The organism is Priestia sp. Y58 (genome assembly GCF_029522095.1).
Taxonomy (GTDB): Bacteria; Bacillota; Bacilli; order Bacillales; family Bacillaceae_H; genus Priestia; species Priestia megaterium_E.
Map to the genome: position 1 here is coordinate 178,502 of NZ_JAKWFL010000004.1, position 26,176 is coordinate 204,677.

Annotated in this window: 31 protein-coding genes and 1 riboswitch; of the genes, 16 read left to right on the top strand and 15 right to left on the bottom strand. The window is 38.7% G+C overall.

All coding sequences use genetic code 11. The annotated features are described in order from the left end of the window. Genes MMB68_RS14170 through MMB68_RS14180 form a run of 3 tightly spaced genes read left to right on the top strand, consistent with a single transcriptional unit; the run spans nucleotide 1 to nucleotide 3,073 of the window. Entirely contained in the window at nucleotides 1-1,224 is a 1,224-nt protein-coding gene (locus MMB68_RS14170) for an ABC transporter permease (protein WP_277549117.1), read from the top strand. After that, the gene (locus tag MMB68_RS14175) at nucleotides 1,221-2,366 is read left to right on the top strand and encodes an ABC transporter permease (RefSeq protein ID WP_277549118.1); all 1,146 of its coding nucleotides are present in this window, start codon (nucleotides 1,221-1,223) and stop codon (nucleotides 2,364-2,366) included. The genes MMB68_RS14170 and MMB68_RS14175 overlap by 4 nt, the downstream gene beginning before the upstream one ends. Next, nucleotides 2,363-3,073 (top strand): ABC transporter ATP-binding protein, encoded by a 711-nt coding sequence (locus MMB68_RS14180; RefSeq protein ID WP_221782284.1) that lies wholly within the window; start codon nucleotides 2,363-2,365, stop codon nucleotides 3,071-3,073. The genes MMB68_RS14175 and MMB68_RS14180 overlap by 4 nt, the downstream gene beginning before the upstream one ends. A gap of 52 nt (nucleotides 3,074-3,125) precedes the next feature. Here MMB68_RS14180 and MMB68_RS14185 read toward each other — a convergent pair whose 3' ends face one another. From MMB68_RS14185 to MMB68_RS14195, 3 genes are all read right to left on the bottom strand, one after another. Next, nucleotides 3,126-4,481, bottom strand: coding sequence for a hemolysin family protein (locus MMB68_RS14185; protein WP_116737495.1), 1,356 nt, complete (start codon nucleotides 4,479-4,481; stop codon nucleotides 3,126-3,128). Between the two features lie 59 nt (nucleotides 4,482-4,540). After that, nucleotides 4,541-4,906: a MerR family transcriptional regulator gene (locus MMB68_RS14190; RefSeq protein WP_129706973.1), complete on the bottom strand. Its 366-nt coding sequence runs from the start codon at nucleotides 4,904-4,906 to the stop codon at nucleotides 4,541-4,543. 227 nt (nucleotides 4,907-5,133) lie between these two features. Next, nucleotides 5,134-5,334 carry a hypothetical protein gene (locus tag MMB68_RS14195; protein ID WP_221782286.1) on the bottom strand — a complete coding sequence of 67 codons (201 nt, stop codon included), beginning with the start codon at nucleotides 5,332-5,334 and terminating at the stop codon, nucleotides 5,134-5,136. A 147-nt stretch (nucleotides 5,335-5,481) separates the two neighbouring features. Between MMB68_RS14195 and gloA2 the strand changes: the two genes are divergently transcribed. Together gloA2 and MMB68_RS14205 are read left to right on the top strand one after the other, a co-directional pair. Next, nucleotides 5,482-5,880 carry an SMU1112c/YaeR family gloxylase I-like metalloprotein gene (gene gloA2 / locus MMB68_RS14200; RefSeq protein ID WP_014461134.1) on the top strand — a complete coding sequence of 133 codons (399 nt, stop codon included), beginning with the start codon at nucleotides 5,482-5,484 and terminating at the stop codon, nucleotides 5,878-5,880. A gap of 5 nt (nucleotides 5,881-5,885) precedes the next feature. Next, complete coding sequence (locus MMB68_RS14205) at nucleotides 5,886-6,752, top strand: gamma-glutamylcyclotransferase family protein (RefSeq protein ID WP_221782289.1); 867 nt, start codon at nucleotides 5,886-5,888, stop codon at nucleotides 6,750-6,752. 154 nt (nucleotides 6,753-6,906) lie between these two features. Here MMB68_RS14205 and MMB68_RS14210 read toward each other — a convergent pair whose 3' ends face one another. After that, nucleotides 6,907-7,782: an aldose 1-epimerase family protein gene (locus tag MMB68_RS14210; protein WP_221782291.1), complete on the bottom strand. Its 876-nt coding sequence runs from the start codon at nucleotides 7,780-7,782 to the stop codon at nucleotides 6,907-6,909. Nucleotides 7,783-7,922: 140 nt separating this feature from the next. On the opposite strand from MMB68_RS14210, the gene MMB68_RS14215 reads away from it, so the two are divergent. After that, a complete protein-coding gene (locus MMB68_RS14215; protein ID WP_277549119.1) occupies nucleotides 7,923-8,369 on the top strand; it encodes a YndM family protein in 447 nt (148 codons plus the stop codon). A gap of 36 nt (nucleotides 8,370-8,405) precedes the next feature. Here the strand turns inward: MMB68_RS14215 and lepB are convergent, their stop codons facing one another. The 3 genes from lepB to MMB68_RS14230 form a co-directional block, all read right to left on the bottom strand. Beyond that, nucleotides 8,406-8,957, bottom strand: a complete 552-nt coding sequence (lepB, locus tag MMB68_RS14220) for a signal peptidase I (RefSeq protein WP_013055900.1) — start codon at nucleotides 8,955-8,957, stop codon at nucleotides 8,406-8,408. A gap of 191 nt (nucleotides 8,958-9,148) precedes the next feature. Continuing rightward, nucleotides 9,149-9,484 carry a LapA family protein gene (locus MMB68_RS14225; RefSeq protein WP_014461129.1) on the bottom strand — a complete coding sequence of 112 codons (336 nt, stop codon included), beginning with the start codon at nucleotides 9,482-9,484 and terminating at the stop codon, nucleotides 9,149-9,151. 591 nt (nucleotides 9,485-10,075) lie between these two features. After that, on the bottom strand, nucleotides 10,076-10,414 hold the full coding sequence (locus MMB68_RS14230; protein WP_013055902.1) for a YmaF family protein: 339 nt from the start codon (nucleotides 10,412-10,414) through the stop codon (nucleotides 10,076-10,078). A gap of 253 nt (nucleotides 10,415-10,667) precedes the next feature. Between MMB68_RS14230 and MMB68_RS14235 the strand changes: the two genes are divergently transcribed. Beyond that, nucleotides 10,668-11,075, top strand: coding sequence for a DUF1259 domain-containing protein (locus MMB68_RS14235; RefSeq protein ID WP_016763340.1), 408 nt, complete (start codon nucleotides 10,668-10,670; stop codon nucleotides 11,073-11,075). Between the two features lie 212 nt (nucleotides 11,076-11,287). Here the strand turns inward: MMB68_RS14235 and MMB68_RS14240 are convergent, their stop codons facing one another. After that, nucleotides 11,288-12,040, bottom strand: a complete 753-nt coding sequence (locus MMB68_RS14240) for a M48 family metallopeptidase (protein WP_028414208.1) — start codon at nucleotides 12,038-12,040, stop codon at nucleotides 11,288-11,290. 301 nt (nucleotides 12,041-12,341) lie between these two features. On the opposite strand from MMB68_RS14240, the gene MMB68_RS14245 reads away from it, so the two are divergent. The 5 genes from MMB68_RS14245 to MMB68_RS14265 all read left to right on the top strand — a co-directional run bounded on the left by MMB68_RS14245 (nucleotide 12,342) and on the right by MMB68_RS14265 (nucleotide 17,007). Then, entirely contained in the window at nucleotides 12,342-12,536 is a 195-nt protein-coding gene (locus MMB68_RS14245) for a hypothetical protein (protein WP_260506578.1), read from the top strand. Between the two features lie 203 nt (nucleotides 12,537-12,739). Continuing rightward, complete coding sequence (locus MMB68_RS14250) at nucleotides 12,740-13,246, top strand: GNAT family N-acetyltransferase (protein WP_221782298.1); 507 nt, start codon at nucleotides 12,740-12,742, stop codon at nucleotides 13,244-13,246. A gap of 47 nt (nucleotides 13,247-13,293) precedes the next feature. Then, complete coding sequence (locus MMB68_RS14255; protein WP_221782300.1) at nucleotides 13,294-14,448, top strand: amidohydrolase; 1,155 nt, start codon at nucleotides 13,294-13,296, stop codon at nucleotides 14,446-14,448. A gap of 63 nt (nucleotides 14,449-14,511) precedes the next feature. Further along, nucleotides 14,512-14,613, top strand: a riboswitch (SAM riboswitch). Between the two features lie 68 nt (nucleotides 14,614-14,681). Then, nucleotides 14,682-14,924, top strand: coding sequence for a hypothetical protein (locus MMB68_RS14260; RefSeq protein ID WP_028414204.1), 243 nt, complete (start codon nucleotides 14,682-14,684; stop codon nucleotides 14,922-14,924). A gap of 469 nt (nucleotides 14,925-15,393) precedes the next feature. Next, a complete protein-coding gene (locus MMB68_RS14265) occupies nucleotides 15,394-17,007 on the top strand; it encodes a M20/M25/M40 family metallo-hydrolase (RefSeq protein WP_277549120.1) in 1,614 nt (537 codons plus the stop codon). Between the two features lie 18 nt (nucleotides 17,008-17,025). Here MMB68_RS14265 and MMB68_RS14270 read toward each other — a convergent pair whose 3' ends face one another. Both MMB68_RS14270 and MMB68_RS14275 read right to left on the bottom strand, forming a co-directional pair. After that, complete coding sequence (locus MMB68_RS14270; RefSeq protein ID WP_277549121.1) at nucleotides 17,026-17,823, bottom strand: VOC family protein; 798 nt, start codon at nucleotides 17,821-17,823, stop codon at nucleotides 17,026-17,028. Between the two features lie 147 nt (nucleotides 17,824-17,970). Further along, entirely contained in the window at nucleotides 17,971-18,375 is a 405-nt protein-coding gene (locus MMB68_RS14275; RefSeq protein ID WP_277549122.1) for a CotG/ExsB N-terminal domain-containing protein, read from the bottom strand. Nucleotides 18,376-18,488: 113 nt separating this feature from the next. Between MMB68_RS14275 and MMB68_RS14280 the strand changes: the two genes are divergently transcribed. Further along, a complete protein-coding gene (locus tag MMB68_RS14280; RefSeq protein WP_221782308.1) occupies nucleotides 18,489-18,950 on the top strand; it encodes a GNAT family N-acetyltransferase in 462 nt (153 codons plus the stop codon). Here MMB68_RS14280 and MMB68_RS14285 read toward each other — a convergent pair. Then, nucleotides 18,877-19,137 (bottom strand): hypothetical protein, encoded by a 261-nt coding sequence (locus MMB68_RS14285; protein ID WP_221782390.1) that lies wholly within the window; start codon nucleotides 19,135-19,137, stop codon nucleotides 18,877-18,879. The two genes, MMB68_RS14280 and MMB68_RS14285, sit on opposite strands and share 74 nt — an antisense overlap. Nucleotides 19,138-19,231: 94 nt before the next feature. Next, nucleotides 19,232-20,401: an MFS transporter gene (locus MMB68_RS14290; protein ID WP_277549123.1), complete on the bottom strand. Its 1,170-nt coding sequence runs from the start codon at nucleotides 20,399-20,401 to the stop codon at nucleotides 19,232-19,234. A 174-nt stretch (nucleotides 20,402-20,575) separates the two neighbouring features. Here MMB68_RS14290 and MMB68_RS14295 point away from each other — a divergent pair, with 174 nt between their 5' ends. Then, entirely contained in the window at nucleotides 20,576-20,770 is a 195-nt protein-coding gene (locus MMB68_RS14295) for a hypothetical protein (protein ID WP_013082184.1), read from the top strand. Between the two features lie 31 nt (nucleotides 20,771-20,801). On the opposite strand, the gene MMB68_RS14300 is transcribed toward MMB68_RS14295, so the two are convergent. From MMB68_RS14300 to MMB68_RS14310, 3 genes are all read right to left on the bottom strand, one after another. After that, nucleotides 20,802-22,103 (bottom strand): NCS2 family permease, encoded by a 1,302-nt coding sequence (locus MMB68_RS14300; protein WP_014461116.1) that lies wholly within the window; start codon nucleotides 22,101-22,103, stop codon nucleotides 20,802-20,804. Between the two features lie 218 nt (nucleotides 22,104-22,321). Next, nucleotides 22,322-23,272, bottom strand: a complete 951-nt coding sequence (locus tag MMB68_RS14305) for a sensor histidine kinase (RefSeq protein ID WP_221782312.1) — start codon at nucleotides 23,270-23,272, stop codon at nucleotides 22,322-22,324. Between the two features lie 17 nt (nucleotides 23,273-23,289). Next, nucleotides 23,290-23,988, bottom strand: a complete 699-nt coding sequence (locus tag MMB68_RS14310) for a LytR/AlgR family response regulator transcription factor (RefSeq protein ID WP_016763353.1) — start codon at nucleotides 23,986-23,988, stop codon at nucleotides 23,290-23,292. Between the two features lie 175 nt (nucleotides 23,989-24,163). Here MMB68_RS14310 and MMB68_RS14315 point away from each other — a divergent pair, with 175 nt between their 5' ends. Further along, nucleotides 24,164-24,901, top strand: coding sequence for an ABC transporter ATP-binding protein (locus MMB68_RS14315; RefSeq protein WP_098333623.1), 738 nt, complete (start codon nucleotides 24,164-24,166; stop codon nucleotides 24,899-24,901). 1 nt (nucleotide 24,902) lies between these two features. Further along, nucleotides 24,903-26,069, top strand: a complete 1,167-nt coding sequence (locus tag MMB68_RS14320; RefSeq protein WP_277549124.1) for an ABC transporter permease — start codon at nucleotides 24,903-24,905, stop codon at nucleotides 26,067-26,069. Nucleotides 26,070-26,176: the final 107 nt, after the last annotated feature.

The window sequence follows — 26,176 nt, forward strand, 5'->3', positions numbered from 1 at the left end:
ATGAAGATATATTTCTCTTTGACTCTTTTTACATGTAAAGCTCTATTGAAAAATATAAAATCTCTCATACTGCTAATAATGATCCCTGCTCTGTTTTTACTTGGAGCAGGGATCATTATTAGTCAGACCATGCAAGGTGAGGAGAGAGTAAATCGGTTCCCCGTGGCAATTGTAGATAAAGATGATACTGCACAAACGAAGTACGTCATCGAACAGCTGACTGAAGGTAAGCTTCGCAAGATCATGAAACCTCTTTACACGAATGAACAGAAAGCTAAACAGCTGCTGCAGCAAAATAAAGTGGCAGCCATTGTGACGCTGCCAAAAGGTTTTAGTCATGATATTGCTCATGGAAAAAATCAGCCTTTACACGTCATTGGGAATAGCAATAAGCCGCTTCAGTCACAGCTGTTTCGCTACGTGATGGAAAGTGCAGCTGACTACACGTCAGCTGCTCAAAGCGGTATTAATACGGTTGATGCCTTTTTAGAAAAAGAAAATGTTTCCGATGAAAATAGACGCGCAGAATTTAAGAGAAGCTTGGTGACGTTTGGGCTTCACGTACTAGATAGAGGAAGTTTATTTGATGAACAAATAGAAACGAGTTTCTTTCAGCAGGATATGAAGCAATATTATGTCCTGTCTTTTTCTGCTTTGCTGCTTATGATTTGGAGCTACGGCGGATGGCTGCTTGCTAGTGAAACGCAAACTTCTCCCGTACTGGCTCGAATGAAAACAAGAGGTGTATCGTTTCTCCACATTTATTTATCGCAGCTGACGGCTCTGTTTGTTCTTTTGCTACCGGTATCTGTCGTTTTGTTTGGAAGCCTCATTAAAGGACTGAAACTGCCTGTAACCGGTACGTACGGAGAGCTTTTTTCAGGGGTAAGCGGAAGCTTGTTTGCTTTTTTATGTTTGTTTTTACTTCTTCGAGTTCTTTTTTTATCACAAAAAGCTTATCAACTAACCGGTTTGCTGTTTATTTTGCTGAGTACGATTTTAAGTGGACACGTTGTGCCGGTCGTCTATTTACCGGACTGGGCAAGTGTTTTTCAGAAATGGTCACTCAACACCCGCGTCTTGGAGCTGTTATTTTATGAATTTGCTGGATATAACACAAACGAAGCTTTTCCTTACCTTAAGCCTATTCTCATTACGGCAGCGGGAAGTTTTCTTCTTACTGTTGGCTACGTGATGACTTTGCAAAGGCGGTGGAGAAAATGATCAGTGAAAAAATAAAGCAGCTGCTGAAGCGCCCTATGCTTGTTATCATGATCTTCTTTTTACCTTTAATAGGAACGGTCATCAGCAGCTCGTTTTTAGCAAAAGTACAAAGTGATTCAAAAATACCCGTTGCTCTTGTCGATCAAGATCACAGCAACATGTCTAAACAAGTGAGGGATCGACTACGGAAAACAACAGAAATTCAGTTTCTTTCTATGAATGAAGAACAAGCGAGAAAGCAGCTGGCCAAAAATAAAATTGACAGCATTTTTGTGTTTCCTAACGGATTTCAGCAAGAAGTAGAAGCGGGGAATTATCAAGGAGTCATTGATTTGCTTACACTGCCTTCTTCTGTTGCCACAGAAGCGGTTCGAGAAGTCGTGGCGAGTGAAGTGACAAGGTTAACGACAAATGTTAAAGCGGCAAATGAAGTGCGTTTTTTATATAAAGTCTATAACATTCATGCAGGACCGGATTTATGGAAAGAAGCGTATCACTATACCGATAACCAGTGGAAGCCAAAGCCGCTGATGACAATTGATTACGAGGTGCAAGGAACGAAGAAGCATACAAAGCAAAGGAACGTTCAAATGACCGGATACGTGCCGGTATGGGGATTTTTTACGCTTTTACTTTGCTGCATCACATCAGATTGGATGATTAAAGAGCGGAGTCATCTTTTTAAACGAATGAAAACAATGCAAAAAGGACTTTACGGTTATATTCGAAGCGTCAGCGCCGCTTATGTGGTGCTATACGTGCTTCAAGCTCTCATCAGTTTTGCTCTATTTAAATGGCTGTATGGAGCGGAGTCTTACGGTGTGCTGCTGTATATGTGTATCTATGTGATTGTGTGCGTTGCTTTTAGCACGTGGCTTGCAAGTGAAAGTCAGCGAGTTGGATCTTATTATATGATCAGCGTTGTCATGGTCACAGGACTCAGTATAATAGGAGGGAGCTTTTTCCCGGTAGGAGAGCTTTCTGCAACGATTGAAAGAATAAGTCAGTGGCTTCCGCAGCATCTGCTTCTGTATCAGCATACACTGCCGCTTACGTTCCTTTGGAAAGAGATAGCTGTTTCCATTGCATGTATATGTTTGTGCGCGTTTAAAATAGTGTGGAATGTGAGGAGCATCAAATGATTGAAATTAAAAATGTTAGCAAAACATACGGAAAAAAACGGTCGTTAGCAAATGTTACGCTGACCGTAGAAAGTGGAGAAGTCATTGGTCTTTTAGGACCAAACGGCGCTGGTAAGTCGACGCTTCTGTCTATTTTGTCTACCATTACGGCTCCTTCAAGCGGTAATGTCATGATTGGAGGCTTATCGCTTAAGAAAAATCAAAAAGCAATTCGAGAAGTCATTGGCTACGTTCCACAAGACATAGCGCTGTGGGAAGAGCTTAGCGTAAAAGAAAACATGAAAATGTGGAGCAAAATGACTTCACGCTCTCTGTCGAATGAACAGCTTCAGTCTCTTTGCTCAGCTGTACAGCTAGAAGGAAAATGGAAGGAAAAAGTGAAAAATTTATCAGGAGGCATGAAGCGAAAGCTAAATATAGCCGTAGCGCTTATTCATGAACCGTCCGTCTTGTTAATGGACGAGCCGACGGTCGGAATTGATTTGCAATCTAAGCTTGAGATCATTCGTTATATTAAACAGCTGGCTGCAGAAGGAAAGACGATTATCTATATCACCCATGATTTGAATGAAATCTTAGACGTGTGTCATCGGTTTGCGGTCTTAAAGGAAGGAAAGCTGGAATTTGTCGGCACGATGGACCAAGCGAAGGAAAAGACTGGGGAAGAGGCAGAAGAGAACGTTGTGTATAAGCTGCTGCATGATTAAAGTAAAACAATAATAAAAAAAGAGCCGCTTCATGAAGAAGCAGCTCTTTTTATTATGCTTGTGTAACTTCTTGTTCTGGTGAATGGCTTTCAGGCTGCACGCGTTCTTCTTCAGGAAGGGCGCGTACTTCTACTTCTTTCATTTGGTGACCGTCCATTTCTTTTGCAATAAACTCGTATCCAAAAAGTTTGAACGATTCGCTTTCCTGGATATCGATATTTTGCATTAGCATCCAGCCGCCAATTGTATCGATATCGTCGTTTTCAATTTCGATATGAAGGACTTCGTTGACTTCTTCAAGCAGTACTTTTGAGTTAAAGACAAAGTGCTGATCGCTGATTTTTTGAACAAGCGGCTTTTCATCTGTATCAAACTCATCTCGAATTTCTCCAACGATTTCTTCTAAAATATCTTCAACGGTAACGATACCAGCCGTACCGCCGTACTCGTCAATCAACACAGCCATATGCGTACGTTTCTTTTGCATCGAGCGCAATAGGTCTTGAATCGCTACGGTTTCAATTACTTGAATAATAGGATTCATATAAAGCTTCACGCTTTGCTTTTTTAACGCATCGTTAATGACGACATCGTTTAGAATCTCTTTGACGTTGACTAAGCCGATAATGTTATCTTTGTCTCCGTCAACGGTAACAGGGTAACGAGTGTAGCGATCTTCTACAGCAAGCTTTAAGAAATCTTCAATGCTGTCGTCTTCAGAAACAGCTGAAATTTCTGTTCTTGGTACCATGATTTCGCGAGCAACACGGTTATCGAATTCGAAAATGTTGTTCACATACTTATATTCAGACTGGTTAATTTCCCCGCCTTTAAAACTTTCTGATAAAATAATGCGCAGCTCTTCTTCACTGTGCGCAAGTTCATGCTCTGAAGCTGGCTTTAATCCAAACATTCCAGTTAATAAACGGGCAGAACCATTTAACAACCAAATGAAGGGGAACATAATTTTATAGAATAAAATTAACGGACGAGCAAACAATAACGTAACTGTTTCAGCTTTTTGAATGGCAAATGTTTTTGGCGCTAATTCACCAACAACTACGTGAACAAACGTTACAAGCGCAAATGCGATAATGAATGAAAGGATGTGTGTTAAAGATGCAGCAACACCCAGTTCTTCAAACAGCGGTTCTAAAATCTTCGCAACAGTCGGTTCTCCTAACCAACCTAAACCTAAAGCAGTAATCGTAATACCAAGCTGACACGCAGATAAATACTCATCTAAGTGTGTCGTTACGGTTTTAACCGCATTCGCTCCTTTTTTTCCTTCAGCAACAAGTTGATCTACCCGTGAACTACGAAGCTTCACAATTGCAAACTCTGAAGCAACGAAAAAAGCAGTGAGTACAATTAAAATCGCAAAAATAATTAAGTTAATGGTTATCAATGAATATACTTACTTTATAGTGCTATAAAGTAAGTAAACACCTCCTGTAAATAATAAATTTACGACAGCAGCAGCAGTAAAGAGTGCAAAAGAGTGACGCTTTCTGGTGAGAGCCGATTCATCATTACTTTTCGATCTTCTTCATTAAGCTTTTCCATAAGCGGTGCAACTTCTTTTAAACTGTCGTTTAGTACGTAAAATTTGGATGCTAATTCGTCTTTGGAGTGGCTATTCTCGGATTGCTCTATAGAAAATAGAGAAGAAATCTCATCAAGAGAACGGCCTTCGCTTTTTAATTTTTCAATTAAGTAAAGACGTTTCAGCGCTTCTTCGTTATAAAAGCGATAGTTAGAAGCAGAGCGTTCTGCTTTTAACAACCCAATGTTGGTATAATAGTCAACCGTGCGCTTCGTTACATGTGCCATCTCTGCAAGTTCGCCAATTTTGTATGTCGCAACCCCATCAGAATACCACCTCCTTTAACTATATCAACCATCACGTGATGGTTTTTATCTGCGTAACTATTTATCTTTTATCCTATCGTAATTAAGTATACGCGCGTAAGATCAAAAAGTTTCATTTTTTTATTAGCATTCAGTATATCTCAAAATAAGGTAGTTTGACAAAGATTTTATAAAAAAACTCGCTTATATTAAGCGAGTTTTTTAGTAGGATGACGTACGATAATGTGCATGCGTTCATACACATATTGAATACGTTCAGTATATCCTATGAACTCAGGGCTCATTGGAGATAGCTGATCAGCAATACGGTGCATAATAGCAGCTTCTTCTTTTAACGAATCTAAATTTTGAGTTCGGTCAATTCTTGCTTTAAATGTTAACGAAATCATGTTATTCACCTCGTTGTTATATTACTTGTTATGAGGTGCTATGTCCGTGACTTTTATCACTCTAGTCAAAGGTGATAACGTAATTATTTGATGTTTGCCGGCATTTTGTGTAGGATGATTAGAAAAGGGTTTTTATGGGAGAATGAAATGAATTTAAAACGAATGCACCACGTAGCCATTATAGGAAGTAATTATGAACGTTCAAAAGCTTTTTATGTAAATGTGTTAGGATGCAAGATTATAGAAGAAACATATAGAAAAGAAAGAGATTCATATAAGCTAGATTTAGAAGTAGCTCCTGGCTATCAAATTGAGTTGTTCTCGTTTCCAAATCCGCCACAACGTCCTTCAAGACCTGAAGCGTGCGGCTTACGCCATTTAGCTTTTGCGGTTGAAAGCGTAGAGGATTCCAAGCGTGAACTAGAGCAGCAAGGGATTGATGTGGAACCTATTAGGGTAGATGAACTAACGGGAAAAAAATTCACATTTTTTGCTGATCCGGACGGGTTACCGCTAGAGCTTTATGAAGAGAAAGAGGGGGAATAAGAAGTATGTGCAATTATTTATTTGTATACGGAACGCTTCTTGAAGGAGAAGGTAATCACGGATTGCTGCATCATGCGCGCCCTATTGCCAAGCAGGCAAAAACGAAAGGGAAATTATATGACACAAAGCAAGGCTACCCTATGCTCGATATCGACAGTGAACATGTTGTATACGGAGAAGTGTATGAAGTGACCGATCAGCTTATGTGGAAGGCGCTTGATGAATTAGAAGGATACATTCATGAAGGTCATAAAGACAATGAATATGATAAAGTTGTGCAAACGGTTGAAACGGACCAAGGTGAATTTGAAGCCGTTGTGTATGTAGCAAGAGACCGTTCCCTGCTGCAGGAATTTATCCCGGGCGGAAACTGGCGCGTGTGGAAAGAAGATCTATTAGAAGGTATGCTATATTTTGCTTACGGTTCATGTATGGATAACGATCGTTTTATTAAGCACGGGGTGGATCAGCATTTCCAGGACTGTCTCGGCAGAGCGGTTTTTAAAGGCTATACGCTTCGATATAACCACGTTATTCATGACGGAGGACGTGCAGACATGGTTGAAGAAGGCGGAGTCGTTGAAGGCAAACTATACCGCGTGCCGCCCGAAGCGATTACGTACTTGTATGGCAGAGAAGGCGTAGATAATAACGGCTATCGTCCTGCTATTATTTCTGTCGAGCATGAAGGCAAGATGGTGGATCATGTTCTTACTTTTTTTGTGTTAAATAAAGAAAAAGAAGTCGCACCTCCGGATCACTATTCGACTGAAATTATTCGAGGAGCAACAGGTGTACTCAGCGAAGAATACGTTCAGAAGCTAATAGAGCAAGTCCATGCGCTAAAAAACAGCGATGTTGTAAGTAACTAATATAAAAAGAAGCAGAGACAAAAGTAGTTTAGTTGAAGAAAGCTCCGAACGAGTACTCGTTCGGAGCTTTTTATTGTTATGGTGAACGCAGGCTTAATCTATTTAGCTGCTTCTAGCTGTTGATTGGATTGATTTTGTTATGTTATATGTTGCATTAGCTAAAGGCAACAGAGAATTCTGTTTGAAATACACCGTCTTTTGATAAACGGTTGATGCCTAATTTTTCTTTGAAATTTCCGTTGTGGTCATGCGTATCTGCAATTCCAAACCAAGGTTCGATGCAAAGAAAAGGAGCAATTGTATGATTTTCTGCATCATACTTTGACCAAATACCGACATACGGGAAATCATTAAACTGAACGTTAATTTGGTTTTCATTAACCGCCGATTTAATCGTAATTCCGTCAATATGGCTAAAAATTAACGCATCATGTGCAAATAAATCTGCGCTTAGCGGCATCTGGTGCAAGTTTTCTGCATCTCCTTTTTCATGAATAAGAGCGTCTTTTAATACAAATTCTTTCGGCGTAGTTTCAGAAGGCTCTATTTCTAAAAAGTAATCAGAAATCTGCTCGTTTTCACGTAACGGAATACGAAAAGCAGGGTGGGCTCCAATTGAAAAATACATATCCTCTTTATCTTCATTTACTACTTTCCACTGAAACGTTAATCGGTTGTTTTCCAGACGGTAGCTAATTTCAACTGAACATTCAAATGGATACGCGTCTTTAAACCGGCCGTTTGTAGCGAATTGCAGCCGTGCTGTTTCGTTTGTTTGCTCAATCACGCTGAAAGTAGAATCACGTAAAAAGCCGTGCTGAGGCAAAGAGTATTCGCGCTGATCAACGGTATACTGATCATTTTTTAATCGGCCTACGATTGGAAACAATACGGGCGATACTCGTCCCCAATAAGCGGGGTCTCCGCTCCACATGAACTGCAGGTCTTTTTCTTTATGAAATACTTCTACAACTTCCGCTCCTTTTTCTTGAATGCTGACTTTCATTTGGCTATTTTCTAGTACAATCATTACAACATCTCCCAAATCATTCTTGTACGATTGAGCAGCCTCAAACGTACTGGCTTTGCTTATATTATACCCTTCTTGGCAAAAAAGGTATTAATTTCCCTATTTTTGTTCAAATTAAATAGAAAAAGGAGGGTTCAAATATGAATCATGCAACATTATTGCTCATTAAATTTGCAGCGGCACTTATTGCGTTTGGTATAGGCCTTGATTTGTTTTTTGATGCAACCATCGGAGACATTATTTCTTTTAGCTTGCTAACAACAGTTGTGACATATTTAGTAGTAGATCGAATTGTACTGCCTCGAGTGGGCAATCGCGATGCCATTATTGTTGAATTTGTTCTAACCTATATGAGCGTATGGATTTTTGGCACATTGTTATTAGACAGCTACGTTCAAATTGCTTGGGGAAGTATTATTTCTGCAGCTATTATTACATTTGCTGAAGTTTTTGTTCACCGCTACTTATTCAATTATATTGAAACCAAACATACAGCGAGAACGCGTCCGGCTTTTAAGCGAAAACTAGCGTATGACACAGAATTTGCAGAAGAAAAGCATGTAGAAAATAAGGAAAATCCAAAATAAAAAGAAGGCTCACTTTTGAGCTTTCTTTTTTATGTGTTAATGCATAAAAGTCATTTCCTTTAAAGGCCAGTATTTCATATTGACTTCTCCCATGATTGAAGAAATCGGAGTGAGGCCAAAATGCCTGCCATCTCGGCTAATGCGTCTGTTGTCACCTAGCACTAATACGTATCCATCCGGTATCGTGCCGTCTGGAGACAATTCGTACGTGGAAAAATTTTCAGTAAATCGCTCGTAAGCGGGCACTTTGGATAAATATTTATGAAGATGCGGCTCTTTTTTGACTTTGTTATTTATATAGAGAACATCATCTTTGTATTCGACCGTTTCTCCTGGTAAGCCCACAATCCGCTTTACTAGAAAATCACTGCTATAAGGAGCTTGCAAAACGACAATGTCAAAGCGCTCCAGCTTGCTGTGTTTGTTAATAATAATTCGATTGCCTTCGTGCAAAATAGGCTTCATAGAATCGCCTTTTACAGTATAGGGCTGAAACCAATAGTGCTGAACGACAACAGAAAGCAAAACGGTGCCGAGGATGACGCTTGTGTATGTAAGAATTTCACGCTTTATTTTTTTATTGACCATAATGGATGAACACCTTCTTAACGGTAAGACTGTCAATTTAAGTTTTTCATAGAGATATAACAGTGTTGATTGTACCACTCAGAACTAAAGTTTTCCATATCTATCTGTTTATGCGTATATGCCAAAAATATGCTTGGCGGAACAAAAAAATGAAAAGAGCCGCTATTCGAGAGAATAACGGCTCTTCTTTATTATAACTGAGCGCGCTCAGTTCGAGTAGCTGGTTGATTTGGTTCTTCTTCCACAACAGGCTCAACAGGCTTATGCTGCTTGATTTCTTCTTCCAGCTCAGCAATTCGCTTGTTTTTCTGTTTCACTTGTCCTCTTAGTTGAACAATTTTTACAAAGCTCAATGAAGCAGCAACAACTCCTCCAAACACAGCCGTTGTTAAGATAATTAAAATAAGAGGCCATTTTTGTGAACCAAATACATAGTTAAATTGTACAGGATCGTTGTTAATTACAGCTAAAACAGCAATGATAAGAGCAAATATAAGTCCTAAAATAAAAAAGCTCTGTCCTTTCATAAGCTGCACTTCCTTTCTTTACATGGTCATTACAACTTTTACAGCGTAACCACTCATCTTAAGTGTTTGCTATCTTGCTTATAGGTATAGGTATCCAAATTTAAACAAAATCAAACATTTTCTTGATTATATATATCTTTCTTTTAAAACACAATATATCGATTAGTGTAGAAACTTTGACATGTCCAAAGACCTGGTATGTCGAATTTTTGGAATAAAGAGCTCGCGTATCCTTTTTCGCTTAAGCAGATTAAGCATAAGCAGAGGGAGAGACTTGTACAAAGAGGCTGGGACATAACCAAATGAATCCAACCTAAAGACGAACAAATGAGATACATGAGCTGAACCGCTTATGACACCGCAGTTGATTTCTGTGCAAGGCTTCGCTTTGCCCTTCAATCACCTGCTATAAGGGACGAAACAGATGAAGCTATATTCACCATCACAAAAAAACGAACCACTCATCAAACATGTTGATCAATGGTTCGTTTTTCACTTGGGCTAAGATACTTTTGTCCCAGCCTCACTTTTATTAAAGAGGTTATATAAACGCAAGCTGAGACTTTGGCTTTATTGCATTAAATTATTTCATTATCTATCGCCCGGAGCAGGATGGTCTACACCTTTGACATGATGCCGATGCTGGTTGTCTTCGCTGGTGTAAAAGTCATAATAGTGAACATGCATACCGTTGCCAATAGGAATAGCGGGACCAGAGTAGGCTTTGTAATGATGGGTATGTCCGTCTTCAAAAACAACATAGCCTTCTGTATAGTGAATGTGGCTTCCATCCTCGCTTTGAATTGGAGGAGACGTTACATCGAGGCACTGATGGACATGTCCTGACGCAACAGAAGTGTAGTCCACTGAGCCATGATTATGATGAGGAACAAACCCTGAAATAAAATCATCTTTGCCTATTTTTTTCATTTTACTTCCCCCTACAAATTCAATTTTAAAAAATTGTTTAAGTAAATTCTTTAAATGGGCATTTGAATTTCTCTTTTTAGTTAAATTCAAAAATACATGCTATTGATATGAACAAAGAAAAATAAATATGACTTTTGATAAGCAGGATTCATAAAATGGGTAGTTTCCCTGTGTGTCTGCCGTTTCTACTTGACAACTTTCACATATATTGATTAAGGAAGGACAAGTTATTATAAGAGAGGAAGTCAGCATAATGAGTTGGGAAAATAAAAAGAGTCTGTGTCAGGAGTTTGCGAGAATTCTAGGTGGACAAGGCAGTTTAGATGAAAATGGCGTTTGTTTGGTACAAAAGTTTCGTACGATTCGTTTTAAAATTTTAGGGCGTCCAACACGCTCTCCGTTAGTTACCCCTCAATTTTTCACTTTTGAAGATTTAGACAGCAAAGGAAGAGCGCTAAATCTAGGTGAAACCGTGCTTTTGCAAGAAGAAGTAAATCCATTATTAACGGAGCTTAGAAAAAGAGATATTAAGGTTACGGCCGTTCACAACCATTGGCTATTTGAAGAGCCGAGAGCAATGTATATGCACTTTGAATCCGTAGAGCCACCGTTAGATTTTGCACGAAAAGTAAGAGAAGCGTTTAGAGTATTAAAAGGATAAAAAGCAGCTTTTTATAGAATCAGTTTAGTCTTACTTACTGCTTTTAAAATTAGGTTAATAACATTTTAAACATGTATATTATATATTTGTTTATAAGATGCACTTGAATGAACCTATCAGGTTAACTAATTTTTGAGCAGTGAGATTATTCGAGTACTTCTATTTAAATAAAAAAAGCACGCGTTCGCCGCGTGCTTTTTTTATGTATAAACTTAAAATGCGTTTAGGGTGTTATCGCTTAACCACTGTTTGCGTTCAGCTGCATCTTCGAATAACTCATCTGCATTTGTAAATTGAGAAGCGATGACATATTCAATTGTTGCAAGAGGAGCTGTTAGCAAACGCCAGTTTAATACGATTGTATTATCTTGAGTCGTAGCGTATTCTTCACCTAACTCGTCCCACTTAACAGATTCAGGAGCATTGTCAGCTGCTTTTTTAACAGATTTCAAAGCTTCTTGGAATTTTTCACCTGCGCGGCCTTGGTACCACTCTGTTAATAGTTGTCCAATACCTTCATTTGTTTGCTGCTCGTTCCAGCTTTCAGGTACTGTAGCAATGAATTTTGCACGGAATGTCATTTCAGCCTTTGCTACATCTCCACGAACGATGTTTAAGCGGTATTGACGTCCTAGGTAAGGGAATTTGTCTCCTTCTTCAAAAGAACCAGTTTTAGCTGCAGAAGCTGCTGCTTTAGGAGCCTCTTTTTTAGCTGTTTCTTTTTTTACTGCTTCTTTCTTTGGAGCAGCTGGCTTTTCCTCAGCTGGCTGTGAACCGTTTAGTTGTTTTAAAATCCATGTTGCTTTGCGTGCGATGATTGAACGCACATTGTTTTCATTAAGACCTCTTGGGATAATAACTTTTACCCCTTCTTTGTCACAAATTTGCACCGTGATATCGGTTCTATTTGGAACGACTTCAATTTTGTAGTCAATTGTTTGATTGCCTGTTTGATACGTATACATAAAATTTTTCGTACTCCTTTCTACAAATCTTCATTTTATAAGCAAAGGTAGAGTTTGGTCAAATGAAAGAATAATCAGACAGTTATCAACTGCTGTTGCAGCGCCTTGCAGAATGATATGTATTCCAATATTTAGTGGAAAAGCGCCAATAATAATTGCTTCAATTCTTCTTTAGTTTTTACAAAAACATATAAAAATATGCCGATACTACTAATATAGATTAGACATTCTATGTCTTTAGATGGTATAGGGAATGAAAAATAAAAAAAGCGTTTCAAAGTTTACATGTGAAATGCTATATATGATGGTCATAACACTTACTGTAATTGAAGTGACAAATTATTATCTTATTATGAAACAAGAGCAAGCAGCCTCGATTATGCTAGTGATTACATTTCTGTTTGCTTTTCTTACAACTACCGTGTTCTATTTTATCATACGTGGCTCTATAATTGCGGTTGAAAATTTAACGAAAGTAATGAAAGGGGTTTCGTAAGGGGATTTATTGATATTTGTTCAGTATAATAAACTGTAAGTATTGGTTTTTATGATAGCTTTCATAGAAAGAGATAATGAAATTTGACACGTTATAAAAGCAGTTGTATAGTGAGTACGCAAGGCGGCAGTCTGTCTTTTTTAATTCTTAGTAAACTTATAAGTTAAATGAAATATTTAAGCACTACATAAGGAGACGAAGAGATGAAAAATGAATTCCGTTTGGCAACAAATGACGATGCAGATAACTTATTGAACTTGACTCTACAAGCATATAAGCCTATTCGAGAGCTAGGCATTCCTTTCTTAGCAGCTACTGCTGATCTTGCCCTCGTTAAGAAAAACATTTCTCAAAACCTTTGCTATGTATATGAAGAAGATAAAAGAATCGCTGCAACTGTGTCTATACGAATGCCTTGGGGAGAACATCCAGGTCCGTTTGCTGTTCCGCACCTTTGGTGGTTTGCAGTGGACCCGTCGTTTGCCAGTAAAGGCGTTGGATCTAAGCTGCTGCATCTAGTAGAGGAAGAGATAATAAAAAATATGTTTAAATCACCAGGTGTGTCTTTAGGAACAGCAAAAGAACATCCTTGGTTAGTTGAGATGTATGAACGAAAAGGATATGTTCAAGCTAAAGAAAAGCACCTTGCAGAAGGTTATACGACTGTATTTCTTTATAAAAAATTCAACGAGGTACATTCTTTGTCGTAAAAGATAGAGAAGTGATCCAAATTAAGACATGTGAAAGAGTGATAAAGATGACAGATCAATTACTACTAAATAAGCTAATAGACATACGCCGTGAGCTGCACCGGTTTCCAGAACTTTCAATGAAAGAATATGAAACAACTAAACGTATTAAAAAGTGGTTAAAACACTATGATATTTCTATAGCGGATGAATTCCAATTAGACGTAGGAGCAGTAGCAGAAATTGTGGGAGGAAAGCCGGGACCTACTATCGCTATTCGAGCTGATATTGATGCGCTGCCAATTGAAGAAAAAACCAATCTGCCCTTTGCTTCTGAAGTGAACGGTGTTATGCACGCATGCGGCCATGACTTTCACACGGCTTCTATAATCGGAGCAGCCATTCTTCTCAAAGAGCGTCAGAAGGAGCTTTGCGGCACGGTTCGATTTATCTTTCAACCAGCTGAAGAAACGGCTTCTGGAGCAAAAATGCTAGTTGAAAAAGGTGTGCTCGAAGGAGTGGAAGCGATATTTGGGATGCATAACAAACCGGATCTTCCTGTAGGAACCATTGGTATCAAACCGGGACCTTTAATGGCAAGTGTTGATCGTTTTGAAATTGACGTCAAAGGAGTAGGAGGTCACGCGGGTATTCCTGAAAAAACAATAGATCCGATTGCTGCTGCTGGTCAAATTGTTACTAGTTTACAAACCATTGTCAGCCGTAATCTCAGCCCCTTTCAAAATGTTGTTGTCAGCATAACTCAAATCCATGGAGGGAGCTCGTGGAACATCATTCCTGACAAAGTAACGCTTGAAGGAACGGTGCGTACCTTTCAAGAAGAAGCGAGAGAAAAAATACCGGCTCTTATGAAACGAACTGCTGAAGGGATCGGCGCAGCTTTCGGGGCTTCAGTAGACGTTAAATGGTATCCATATCTTCCTGTAGTAAACAATGATGATACGCTGGAAAAACTGGCTATTAAAGCGGCGGAGGATCTTAGTTATCAAGTCGTAGAAGCTGAACAATCGCCTGGAGGAGAAGATTTTGCCGTATATCAGCAGCATGTACCAGGATTTTTTGTATGGATGGGTACAGCTGGAGAATATGAATGGCACCATCCTTCTTTTTCATTAAATGAAGAGGCATTGCTTGTAGCAGCTGCGTATTTTGCTAATCTAAGCTTTCATTTTTTGAATTCATTCCATTACCTAAAAAATTAAAATATTTTTATTTTTCTATTTACGCGGATGAAATTGTTTGATAAAATAAATTTTAAATTAAAAAAGTTATCACGAGTGGACGAGAGATCTGGCTCTTTGACTCCACAGCAACCTACGAATGTAAGGTGCTCCTACCAGCAAAGCATGTGCTTTGGGTGATAAAACGGGTGAAAAACTCATTTTGCATCAAAGCAAAATGAGTTTTTTTTATTTTTCTAAAAGGAGAGGGTTTTATGAGTCATACAGCAGTTGCAGCACATACAGGAGAGAAAGCATTAAAGGAAGCGGTGAAATTATTAGGAAAGCATTATCAAGTAGCTTATCGTGAGTTAGAAACATTTTATGAAATTGTGGTCGAAAACCATGTTCGTACATATGCTGTAGGCATAGATATTAAAGATGTACAAAAAGCAAATGAACTAGAAATTTATTCATCATGCTGTTCCAAACTTGAGCGAGTAGGCTGTCTTTTATAGAAGAAGTCTGCTCGCGCCTCTATTTTTTAAGTATTTTTAAATAGAAAGCATGGTTTTTGACAAGCAAAGAATCTGGTGGGTATAATCAATATTCACTAGGTTTTAAGATTAATCATAAATTGTCGAAATTTTTACACAAATTAAAGGTTACATTCGAAATGAATTGTGGTATGTTATAAAACAAGAATATTTTATGAAAGGAGCATTGAAATGGAAATGTCTCTTGAACACGGAAACGATGCAGGAAGCGAACAGCTTATTGATCGTATCCTAGACTTTTTAGAAGATGACGAAAAGTAAAAAAAGAGTGTGCGGTGCTATCCCTAGCCGCGCACTCTTTTTTTATCATGTGCGTAAAGGCAGCGCCATACTATGATACATAGGGATAGAATGAAAGGGTCTCTGTCAAAGGGATTGACGAATGGTTTTGTTTGATAGAAAATTTAGAAAAAGGAAAGAGATGAAGGGTATGTCGAACAAAACATCTTTGTATCAAACAAAAGAACAGTTAAAAAAGCTTGTAAGCGAATTGGTTTCTATACCTAGCGTGACAGGAACGATGGCAGAAGTGGAAATGGCTGAATCGATAGCGTCGTATTTATTGAAGCTGCCTTACTTTCAAAAAAACGAGCAGGTCGAGCTTCATTCAACAGGAGACGGGCGATCAATTGTCACAGCTTTTGTTCAAGGGAAAAATACGAATAAAACAGTTGTATTAGTAAGTCATTACGATGTAGTGGATGTACAAGATTATGGACAGTGGAAAAAGGATGCTTTTCACGCTGATACATTAACGAGTACTTTTTATAACCATATGGAACAAGTTCCGGCACACGTACAAAAAGATATGATAAAAGGAGACTGGCTTTTTGGCCGAGGAACGATGGACATGAAAGCAGGCATTGCCTTGCATATCAGTATGGTTGAACGAGCGTGCAACGGAGAGTTTGACGGAAACATCCTGCTGCTGTCGGTGCCGGATGAAGAAGTAAATTCGCTTGGGATGAGAAAAGCAGTGCCTGTTCTTTTAGAGATTGCCCGCAAACATAAGCTGGATTTTTCTCTCATGCTGAATGCAGAACCAGTGTTCAGCCGCTATCCTGGAGATCAAACGAACTACGTGTACTCAGGATCGATTGGGAAAATCATGCCAAGCTTTTTGTGTTATGGAAAAGAAACTCATGTAGGGGAACCGCTAGCTGGTTTAAATGCTAATTTACTAGCTTCTTATTTAACAAAAGAAATAGAATTAAACGTTGATTTTTGCGAAAAAGTAAGAGATGAAACAAGTCCACCTCCTACGGTGCTGATACAAAAAGATTTAAAAGAAGAGTATTCAGTTCAAGTTCCGCACTCTGCCGTTGTCTTATTTAATTTATTTATGTTAAACCGCTCTCTTAAAGAAGTAACAGGTCTGCTGTCGAAATCGGCTGACCAAGCGGCTTTGAATGTGAAAAAACACTATAATAAAGCCGCTAGGCAGTACGCTGCGGGAATGGAGGGTTCATCTCTTGACGTGAACGTATGGACGTATGAAGAACTTTATACTCATGCAGTCAAACAGCACGGTGAAAAATATGTGCAAGAAATGGAAGCAGCACTTTTGGCACAAGAGGATGACGATAGAAATAAAACCATTAACTTAGTAAACTCTTTAGCTGGTTTATGTAAAGAAGCAGCTCCGATGATGGTCTTATTTTTTACGCCGCCTTTTTATCCGGCCGTTTGTTCACATGATGATCCCTTTGTACAAGAGATTTTGTCAAACGTACAGGCAACTGCCAAAGAGCAATTCCAAGTGGAGCTAGTTGAACAAAGTTATTTTGGCGGAATTTCGGATCTAAGCTATGCCAGCCTGCAGCATCCGCTTCATACATTTAACACGTTAGTAGCAAACATGCCCCTATGGAATAAAGGGTATCATATCCCGCTAGAAGAGCTAGAGGAGCTGAAGATGCCGGTGCTGAACATTGGACCGCTGGGAAGAGATGCGCATCAATGGACCGAAAGATTAGACGTTCAGTATTCCTTTGAAATTTTGCCTCATTTCATTTATCAAGCTATAAAAGAAGCACACAAATAAACATCCGCCGGCGGATGTTTATTTGTTGAATTTAAAAGAAGCTCCTTGTACGGTAAATTGTTGCGGTGTTAGAGCGTGATCCAATTCAACCAAAAATGGACGCTCTCCAACTTTTTTTAATGTATCACCGACAACACCTTGGGTTCCGCTGCAAAAAATAAGGTTTCCTCCATTGACATATAGTTTTTGACAACGTGCATCAAGTAAAGAGTCTTTGTAGCTTTCGGCAGACTGAATGTCCAGCAATTTCGTCCACTTGCTGATGGATTCTTCGAGGTTATGTACAGCACAGTAAATATTTTTTAGCTGCAGCTGACCAGCTTGGTGAGAAGAAAGAGCCGCTAGCTTTGGCTTGCGTTTTTCTTCTGGTTCACCCCATTCAATAAAAAAAGGAAGAGGCAGGGAATGGTGGTCAGCTTCAATAAAGCACATTTTCCATTGAAGTCTTTCTCCATCATTGGTTTGACGAGAACCCGCTACAGGACCTTTTACAGTGACGTTCTTGCTTTCCAGCTCTTTTATCAGCAAATCCATATCATCTGTACGGAATGCAAATCGACCAAAATGACCAACCGGTGTATGTTCGTTAACAAGCTGCTGAATAAGGTCATTATCTGTAACAGTTTGAGCTAACGCGATATCTCTAAGCCCAAGCCATTCAATATAGCTGAGGTTAAAATAAGCCAACGTGTTAAAAGTGCCCCATTTTTCATGGATGCCGCCTTTGACGACATTTATTCCGTATTCGTTTAGTTCTTTCTGAGCTTTAATAGGATCAGGTGAAAAATGAACAAGATGATCAAAAGATAAGTGCACGGATAGGCCTCCTTTTAAGAGAGATTCTTTCCCACTATTATACGTCGTTTTCTTTTTCAAGAAGAGTAAAACGAATGATTATGTAAAATAAAAATCTTTAAAAAAGCAAGCCGCGTATGTTTTAAACTCGACTTGCTTTAGATTTATTTAGCGACGACAGCCATGCCCTTTAAAGCAGCAGCCAAATGATTTATTAAACCATGGATATGAGCAGCAAGGTGAACCGCAGCGACAGCGGCGACGGCTAGAACGGCGAGTAGAACGGCGAGTAGTGCGAGTAGTGCGGCGAGTAGTGCGGCGAGTAGAACGGCGGGTAGTGCGGCGAGTAGAACGACGAGTAGTGCGGCGAGTAGTGCGGCGAGTAGTGCGGCGAGTAGAACGGCGGGTAGTGCGGCGAGTAGAACGACGAGTAGTGCGGCGAGTAGTGCGGCGAGTAGAACGGCGACGAGAGCGTCTGTGGCGTGCAGTTGGCTCTTGGTACATAAATGTTTCAAGCTCAGTAGAAGCAATCGCTTCTGTTGCTTCTCTAATTCTTTCAGCAGTGATATGCATATAAACACCTCCTGGCTAATTCGGTACATAATACAATATGTACAAGGAAGGCGTTTGGATATAGTGAAAACATGGAATTTGTCTAAATTTGTGAAAGAAATGGAGTGGTTTTCATGCTTCAAATCCTCGAACATCAAAGAGTGGATATCGCTCTTCAAATAGTAGCTGTGCAAATAGAAGCTTATCAAGAAGAAGCAAGGCTTATTGGTTTTTCAGACATTCCTCAGCTTACAGAAAGCAAAGAAGATATTATGAAAAGCAAGGAAGTGTTTATCGGAGAAATGATTGAAGGTAAGCTAGCTGGCGTGCTGTCGTTTGAAATAGAAAATGAGCGATTGACGATTTGCCGCCTCGTTGTGCGTCCTCGTTACTTTCGAAAAGGAATCGGAAGCCGTCTTTTAACACATGTACTTCAAAGATATTCTGAATGTGAATGTATGGTGTCTACAGCCGAAAAAAATATACCTGCGATTAAGCTATACGAAGCTCATCAGTTTTCAATTATAAAACGTACTGCAGCTGCTGATAATCTTGTGTTAGTAACGATGAAAAAGATTGAGACATCGCTAAATTAATCCAAAGGCCAACAAATAAGCCACATGAGCTAGTAGGAATCGGCTGTTGATTTCCGTGCAAGACTTCGCTTTCCGGAGGCGGGGATGGGCCTCCTCGTCGCTTCCGCTCCTGCGGGGTCTCATCTATTCCGCTTATCCCGCAGGAGTCTCCGTCTTGCTTTTCAATCAACACAGCTAGAATACTCATAACAATGAAAAATCCGAACGCGTTGGATTCTCCATCAAGAATCTTGATTCACCGTTCGGATCTTCTTTCAACTAAAATAATGTTGTTCCAGCCTCTACGATGAGAGTGTTTGTTCAGAATAATCTAGAGCTGTATGGCGCTGAATCAACAGTAAAGCAGCTAGAGTTACAACTGCTCCGATAATAAAAGGCAGCGTCATATTGAGTTTAAAGGCAAATGCACCAAGCAGAGGGCCAAAAATACGCCCTAAGCTATCCATTGAGGCGGTTAGCCCCGAAGCAGAGCCATATCCTACTTTGGTTCTCATCGTAATTAATGAGAGGACACAAGGACGAATAAGGGCATTTCCTGCTGTAAATATGCACAAAAATAAGGTAGCATTAACGGCACTGGAAGATAACAAAATAGACGTAAATCCCATTGCTGAAACCAATAAGCCAATGGCCATCAGCTTTTTTTCATTTCCTTTTTTAAATCGCTGCAGCACACCGCCTTGAATCAGCGCTTGAGTTAAACCGCTCGCCATAAACATCCATCCGATTGTCGTAGGAGTAGCATTAATTTTCGCTATTTGAAAAAATTGAAAAGTAGCTTCTAAACCAGCGAGCGTAAAAGTCGCTAAAAATGAAAGAACATATAAATACTTCATAGCTCCTTGGAAATCTGACGTGAAGTCATGCCATCTCGATGTCTGTACTTTATCAGTAGATTCTTTTCGTAACGATTCTTTTAACGTAAAGAATGAGAACGCTGTCATAATCAGTGACAAGATACCAGAGATAACGAAGGGAACAAACAAGCCGAAAGATGAAAGGACACCGCCTAATGCCGGTCCAAAAATAAAGCCTAAGCCAATCGACATTCCTAACAGTCCCATTGCTTTCGTGCGGTTTTCTTCATCTGTACTATCAGAAGCGTATGCAAAAGCACAAGGAATAACAGCTCCTGCAAACAAACCTCCGATGATGCGTGACGTATACATTAAAGTCAGGGAGTTTTCTGCCACCGAAAAAAGAAAAAAGCTTGCGCTAAAGCCGAGTAAGCCCCAAAGTAAGATGGGACGCCGGCCTTTTATATCGGAAAGCTTCCCCCAAAAAGGTGCAGTAATAAAAGATGCGATCGAATAGCTAGCCATTAGTATTCCTAAATTGACCGTGCTTGCACCCGTGGCACGAATAACTTCAGGTACGATCGGGATGATCACTCCAAAGCCTACAAATACCATAAAAATAACAAACATTAACGTTCCAAGCTGTTTGTTCATATGCAATTAAGCCCCTTTCTCTGTAGAACATGCCGTGAGTTTAGTATACCAAATACAAAGACGTTTTTTGCGTATATTTGGTAAAAAGCGTTTTATTTATAAGTGAAGAAAATATGTTAATATTTACCTGTTGTGCTGATGATGATATAATTTTAAAAAAAGGGAGTGAAGCAATTGCCGATATGGATTGTATTTGCTGGGATCATAGGCGGTCTTTTAGGATTTGGGGCACTAGTGGATTATATAGCTAAAAAGAGAAGTATCGAGCTAGATCCAGAAGAAGGGATAAAGAATGCTTCTGACGCAGAACAAATCTATGTGGAAAATTATCTTTATCAAACAAAAGAAAATAACAATCACTTTCAATAAAAAAAGCTTGGAGACGAATCTCCAAGCTTTTTTAATGCGGTAAAAAGATGAGCTGATAGAGAAATAAAACAGCAAAGACATACACAAGCGGATGAACTTGTTTGCCTTTTCCTTTTACCAGCTTCATTAACGGATAAGAAATGAAGCCAAGCGCAATTCCTGTTGCAATACTTGATGTAAGAGGCATCGCTAGAACAACTAAAAAGGCAGGGAACGCTTCATCAAAGTCATTCCAATTAATTTTAGCTACAGCACCCATCATCAAGCTTCCGACAATAATTAATGCAGGTGAAGTAATAGCTGCTACGCCAGAAACCGAGCTTACAACTGGACTAAAGAATGCTGCCACAATAAATAAAATAGCTACTGTCACACCCGTTAGACCCGTACGTCCGCCTGCTGCTACACCAGATGAAGATTCAACGTAAGCCGTTGTTGGGCTTGTACCAAATAAAGCGCCAATCGTTGTACCAAATGAGTCAGCAAGCAATGCTTGACGGACGCGAGGCATCTTATTACCTTTCATAAGACCGGCCTGTTGAGCTACTCCTACCATTGTACCTGTTGTATCAAAAATCGTAACAAGTAAGAAAGAAAAAACAACTGTGTACAAATCATGATGAATAACATCTCCAAAAGCAGCAAAAGGATTTGAAATCATTAAGCCGTCTGGAAGGTGAGGAGATGCAAACAAACCTTTATCAAATGAAAGCTGTCCTCTAAAGAAAGCAATTAATCCCGTAATAATCATACCGAAGAATAGAGCGCCGTTTACATTTAGCGTATATAAAATGATTGTAATTGCAAGTCCGATTAGTGTTAACACTACTTTTTCAGACTGCAAATCACCAAGTCCGATTAAATTTGATTTATTTGCAACAATAATACCGGCTGAACGAAGCCCGATAAAAGCAATAAATAAACCGATACCAGCACTAATCGCGTGCTTTAAATTGCTTGGAATAGCTTCAATTAATTTTTCACGAAACGATGTTAACGATAGGATGATAAAGATAATACCCGCTACAAATACAGCTGAAAAAGCAGTAGCATAGTCGATACTTCCATTTGAACCAACAACTAAAGCAGCAAAGTATGCGTTCATTCCCATACCGGGAGCAATAGCGATTGGATAGTTAGCTGCAAGAGCCATCCATAGCGTAGCTACGACCGCTGAAATAATAGTAGCTGTAAAAACTTGATCAAAAGGAACGCCGGCGCTGGACAAAATAACTGGGTTCACAATGACGATATAAATCATGGTTAAAAACGTTGTAATACCAGCTAAAATCTCTGTTTTAGCATCCGTGTTATATTCTTTTAACTTAAACATAAGTAACCTCCAAAAATAACGAACATTAAAAGCAACATGATATATAATATTCGTTTTTTACTTGAAATGCAATAGATTTGCATATAAAAAATCAAAAACTAAAAAAGTGACGATAAAAGAGCTAAAACAAGTGTGAAATATTTCTTTTTTTCGGTGCTTTTTATAGTGTGTACGTATAGAAGAGGCTCATACGAAAAAAGCCGCTTGGGCTGCAGCGGCTATGTTGCTTGTCTTGATGAAACGACTATCGGAAATTTTATTTTAATGGAAAGAGTTAAATCGTGGTACGTATATTCCAAGCGTCCGTGGTAGTTGGAAACAAGTTCAGAAATGATCCACGTGCCAAGGCCTTCGTGGCGTTCTTTCTTTTCCGTAACATGAAAAGAAGTAAACAAGTGATCTTGACGCTCTCGTGATAAAGGAGCGGTAGAATTGCTGACTTCTAAAATGTAAATGCCACTTCGAATCATACTCGAAACGGTTATCTCTTTTTTCTCAGAAGAATGAGCGGCTTCTAAAGCATTATGCATTAAATTCATGATGAGATTCATTTGGTCAAGGTGCTTTAAAGGCAGCTGTGATAACGGTGAATCTAATTGAACATTCATATGTATTCCCCACGTATGTGCTTGATTCTTGCTTTGATGTACAACAGAAGCAACGTGCGAATGTTCACCTTGAATATATGAATGGGTATCATTCAAAGCTTCAACGTAATCTTGAATGTACTCTTGTGCCTGCTGTCTTTGGTTTGTTTCTAGAAGATAGGATACGGCACTGACATGTTTAATAAAATCATGTCTTTCAGCTCTTAACGCTTGAAAAAGCTCATTGCTCTTTTGAATTTCACGTGAAGCACTGCTTTCCCGGTTAGTTACGAATATGTATTGTTGATAAGAAGAAAACATGTCGGTCATGTAACTAATCATTGCGATAACGGTTAGGCTAACACTAAAAGGTGAAGATAGGCTAAATAAAAGCAGAAAAAAAGACGTCAGTACGATTGCTTTTTTTATAGTTATTAAAGGAGCCGTTTGATATTTTTTTCTCCATATAAAAAATGAACCAATTATAAAAAAACTAAGTAGGAGATGTAAACTAACAGGCAGGTCTTTAAAAAAGAGGAGCACGAAAGCAGTTAGTAAAACTAGTGTGTAAAATAGTTTCATTTTAGATAGTCCCTCCTTTAAAAGTATTCTTTTTGCAAGATGTCTAAATTTGTTTTCGTGATTAAAGCTGTTTTTTCGGTGCTTTGAAACATCACTGAGTAGGAGTGCTTAGTATACAGGGAGAAATTTTGAATATAGGAAATGTTGATAATAAAAGCTCGATGCGACCTTAGAAAATGACTCGCTGTTAATTCTTTTTCAATTTCGTTTAATGATTGATAGGTACTAAATTCTCCATTTGTCGTTATGATTGTGGTAGAACGACCCGTTCGTTCTGCAAATATAATATCTTGTTTGTTCAGCACTTGCATTTCGGTTTTTTGTTTTAAAATAAGCTTATCTCTTGTGTCAGTTGATTGTTTTTTTTGATGAAAACGCTGAATGCCTTTTAACAGACGCTCTTTAGAATAAGGCTTCATAATGTAGTCTAAAACGTTGAGTTCAAATGCATGAACGGCAAAGCCGCTGTGCCCAGTGACAAAGATGACTTGAATATCAAGTGCGTAAGCATTGATAAAGTCTGCAAGCTCATAACCTGATAGCTTTGGCATTTCAATATCTGTAATTAATAAATCAATTTCATTTTTTTTAATTTCGTTATAAGCTTCCTCCGCGCTGCTAGTCGAAAAAAGTATGTCTATATCATCTTCTCTTTCTAAAGAAATCCTCAATTTTTCTAAATCATATGAATGATCGTCCACTAATCCTACCTTCATAAATAAAAACCCTCTTTGTTTCATTCTATTGGATATTACCACACTATTTTACCATGATTTACAAGATGGAAAGGACGTTTCGCGACATAAAAAACCCTCTTTATGACAAGATGGAAGATGCTGTATAAAAAAAAAGCTAAGATATAGTCAATCACAGTAAAAGGGGAGAGCGGATATGATTGAAATCAAAGGTGTTACAAAATATTTTAAAGAGAAAAAGCAAACAATTGCAGCTGTTCAAGATATTCATGTAACCATCGCACAAGGAGAAATTGTAGGACTATTAGGTGAAAATGGAGCGGGGAAAACAACTCTTTTACGTATGCTGTCGACTGTACTTGAACCATCGGAAGGTAATATGTTCATTCACGGAATTAACATTCATAAACAGCCTGATAAAATAAAACAAAGAATTGGCGTGCTTTTTGGCGGTGAAACAGGTTTATACGACCGTTTGACCGCTCGTGAAAACTTGGCTTATTTTGCTAAGTTTTATGGCATGAGCAAACATGAAACAAAGATAAGGATTGAGGAACTGGCCAAACGTTTTGGAATGAAAGACTACTTGGATCGCCGCGTCGGAGGCTTTTCAAAAGGAATGCGTCAAAAAGTAGCCATTGCACGCACTATTCTTCATAACCCGGACGTTATCCTGTTTGATGAGCCGACTACAGGATTAGACATTACATCAGCAAACATGTTTCGTGAGCTTATTAAAAGTCTGCAAAGAGAAGGGAAAACGATTATTTTTTCCAGTCACATTATGGAAGAAGTGGAGATGCTGTGTCAGTCTATCATCATGATTCATAAAGGAAAAATGATTTATCAAGGAACAAATGAACAGCTGTATAAAGAAGAAGAAAGCACAGACTTAAACTACATCTTTATGTCGCGTATCGTGAGGGGGGCTTAATATGATTTGGCACATTTATAAAAAAGAGTTAATTGATTGTTTACGAGATCGCAAAACGATTATTTTTAGTGTGTTGATTCCGATTTTGTTAAATGTAGGGATGCTGTTTTTTGTAGATAGAATGATGTCTAGTAATCAACCTGATGGTATGTCCATAGCTGTTGAGAAAGGCTCAGATACAAGTGTAGTGGAATGGTTAAAGGAAGATAGAAACCTTCAAGTTGTGGAAAGCGAAGATCCACTTCAAACAGTAGAAAAAGGCAAAGCATCAGTAGCTTTAAAAGTTGATAAGAAATTTTCTGATAAAATTCTCCATATGCAATCGCCGGACGTAATCATTTATACAAGTCCAGATAGCGTGGAATCTTCACGTACAACAGAGTACGTTACAGCTATATTAAATAAACAGAGGGACGGTATTATAAAAGAACGTTTAACACAATTAAATATTAATGATCAAACGATTCAGCCCTTCTATGTCAAGGAACAAAGCCTTTCAAATAAAGATAATAGTTCATTAAGTATGGTGGCAATTTATGCTCCTATGATTATTGCTATAGGGGTGTTAGGAGGTATTGTACCTTCCGCTAATGATATTTTCGCAGGAGAAAAAGAGCGAAAAACGATGGAAGCTCTACTCATGGCTCCTATTAAAAGACTACATATACTAATAGGAAAGTGGTTCACTATTTCTACATTTGGAGTCTTAAGCGGAGTGCTTTCTACTATTTCATTTGTGCTTTTTGTACGCTACTTTACCGTGACGTTAAATGATGCCTTGAACCTAAATAATCATCTCATTGCTTTTAGCGCTTCATTACTAGTGGCTATCACTTTGTTTGCCTTATTAGCAGGGCTAATTCTTTGTATCTTTAGTCTCTTAGCAAGTTCCGTTAAAGAAGCGCAAAGCTATACATCGCAAATTGTTACAGTAGCGATACTGCCATGCTTTTTACTGATGGGAAAATCCGTAAACGAGCTGCAGTCCAATGCCTTTTTAATTCCTATTTATAACGTATTTGCACTTATGAAACAGCTTCTCTATGGTGTCTATGACATGCAGAGTCTTGCGTATACAGCAGGAAGCTTGTCGGTTTGTATTATTGCTTTATTTACGATTGGTTATACAATGTTTAACAAAAGCCGTTGGGTGCTTGGTAAAGGGTAAGAGATTGGGCAAAAGTAGTTTAGTTGAAGAAAGAGCCGAACGAGTAATCGTTCGGATTTTTTTATTAGAATGGTGAACGTAGGTTTCAAGTAAATAGTTATTTGCTT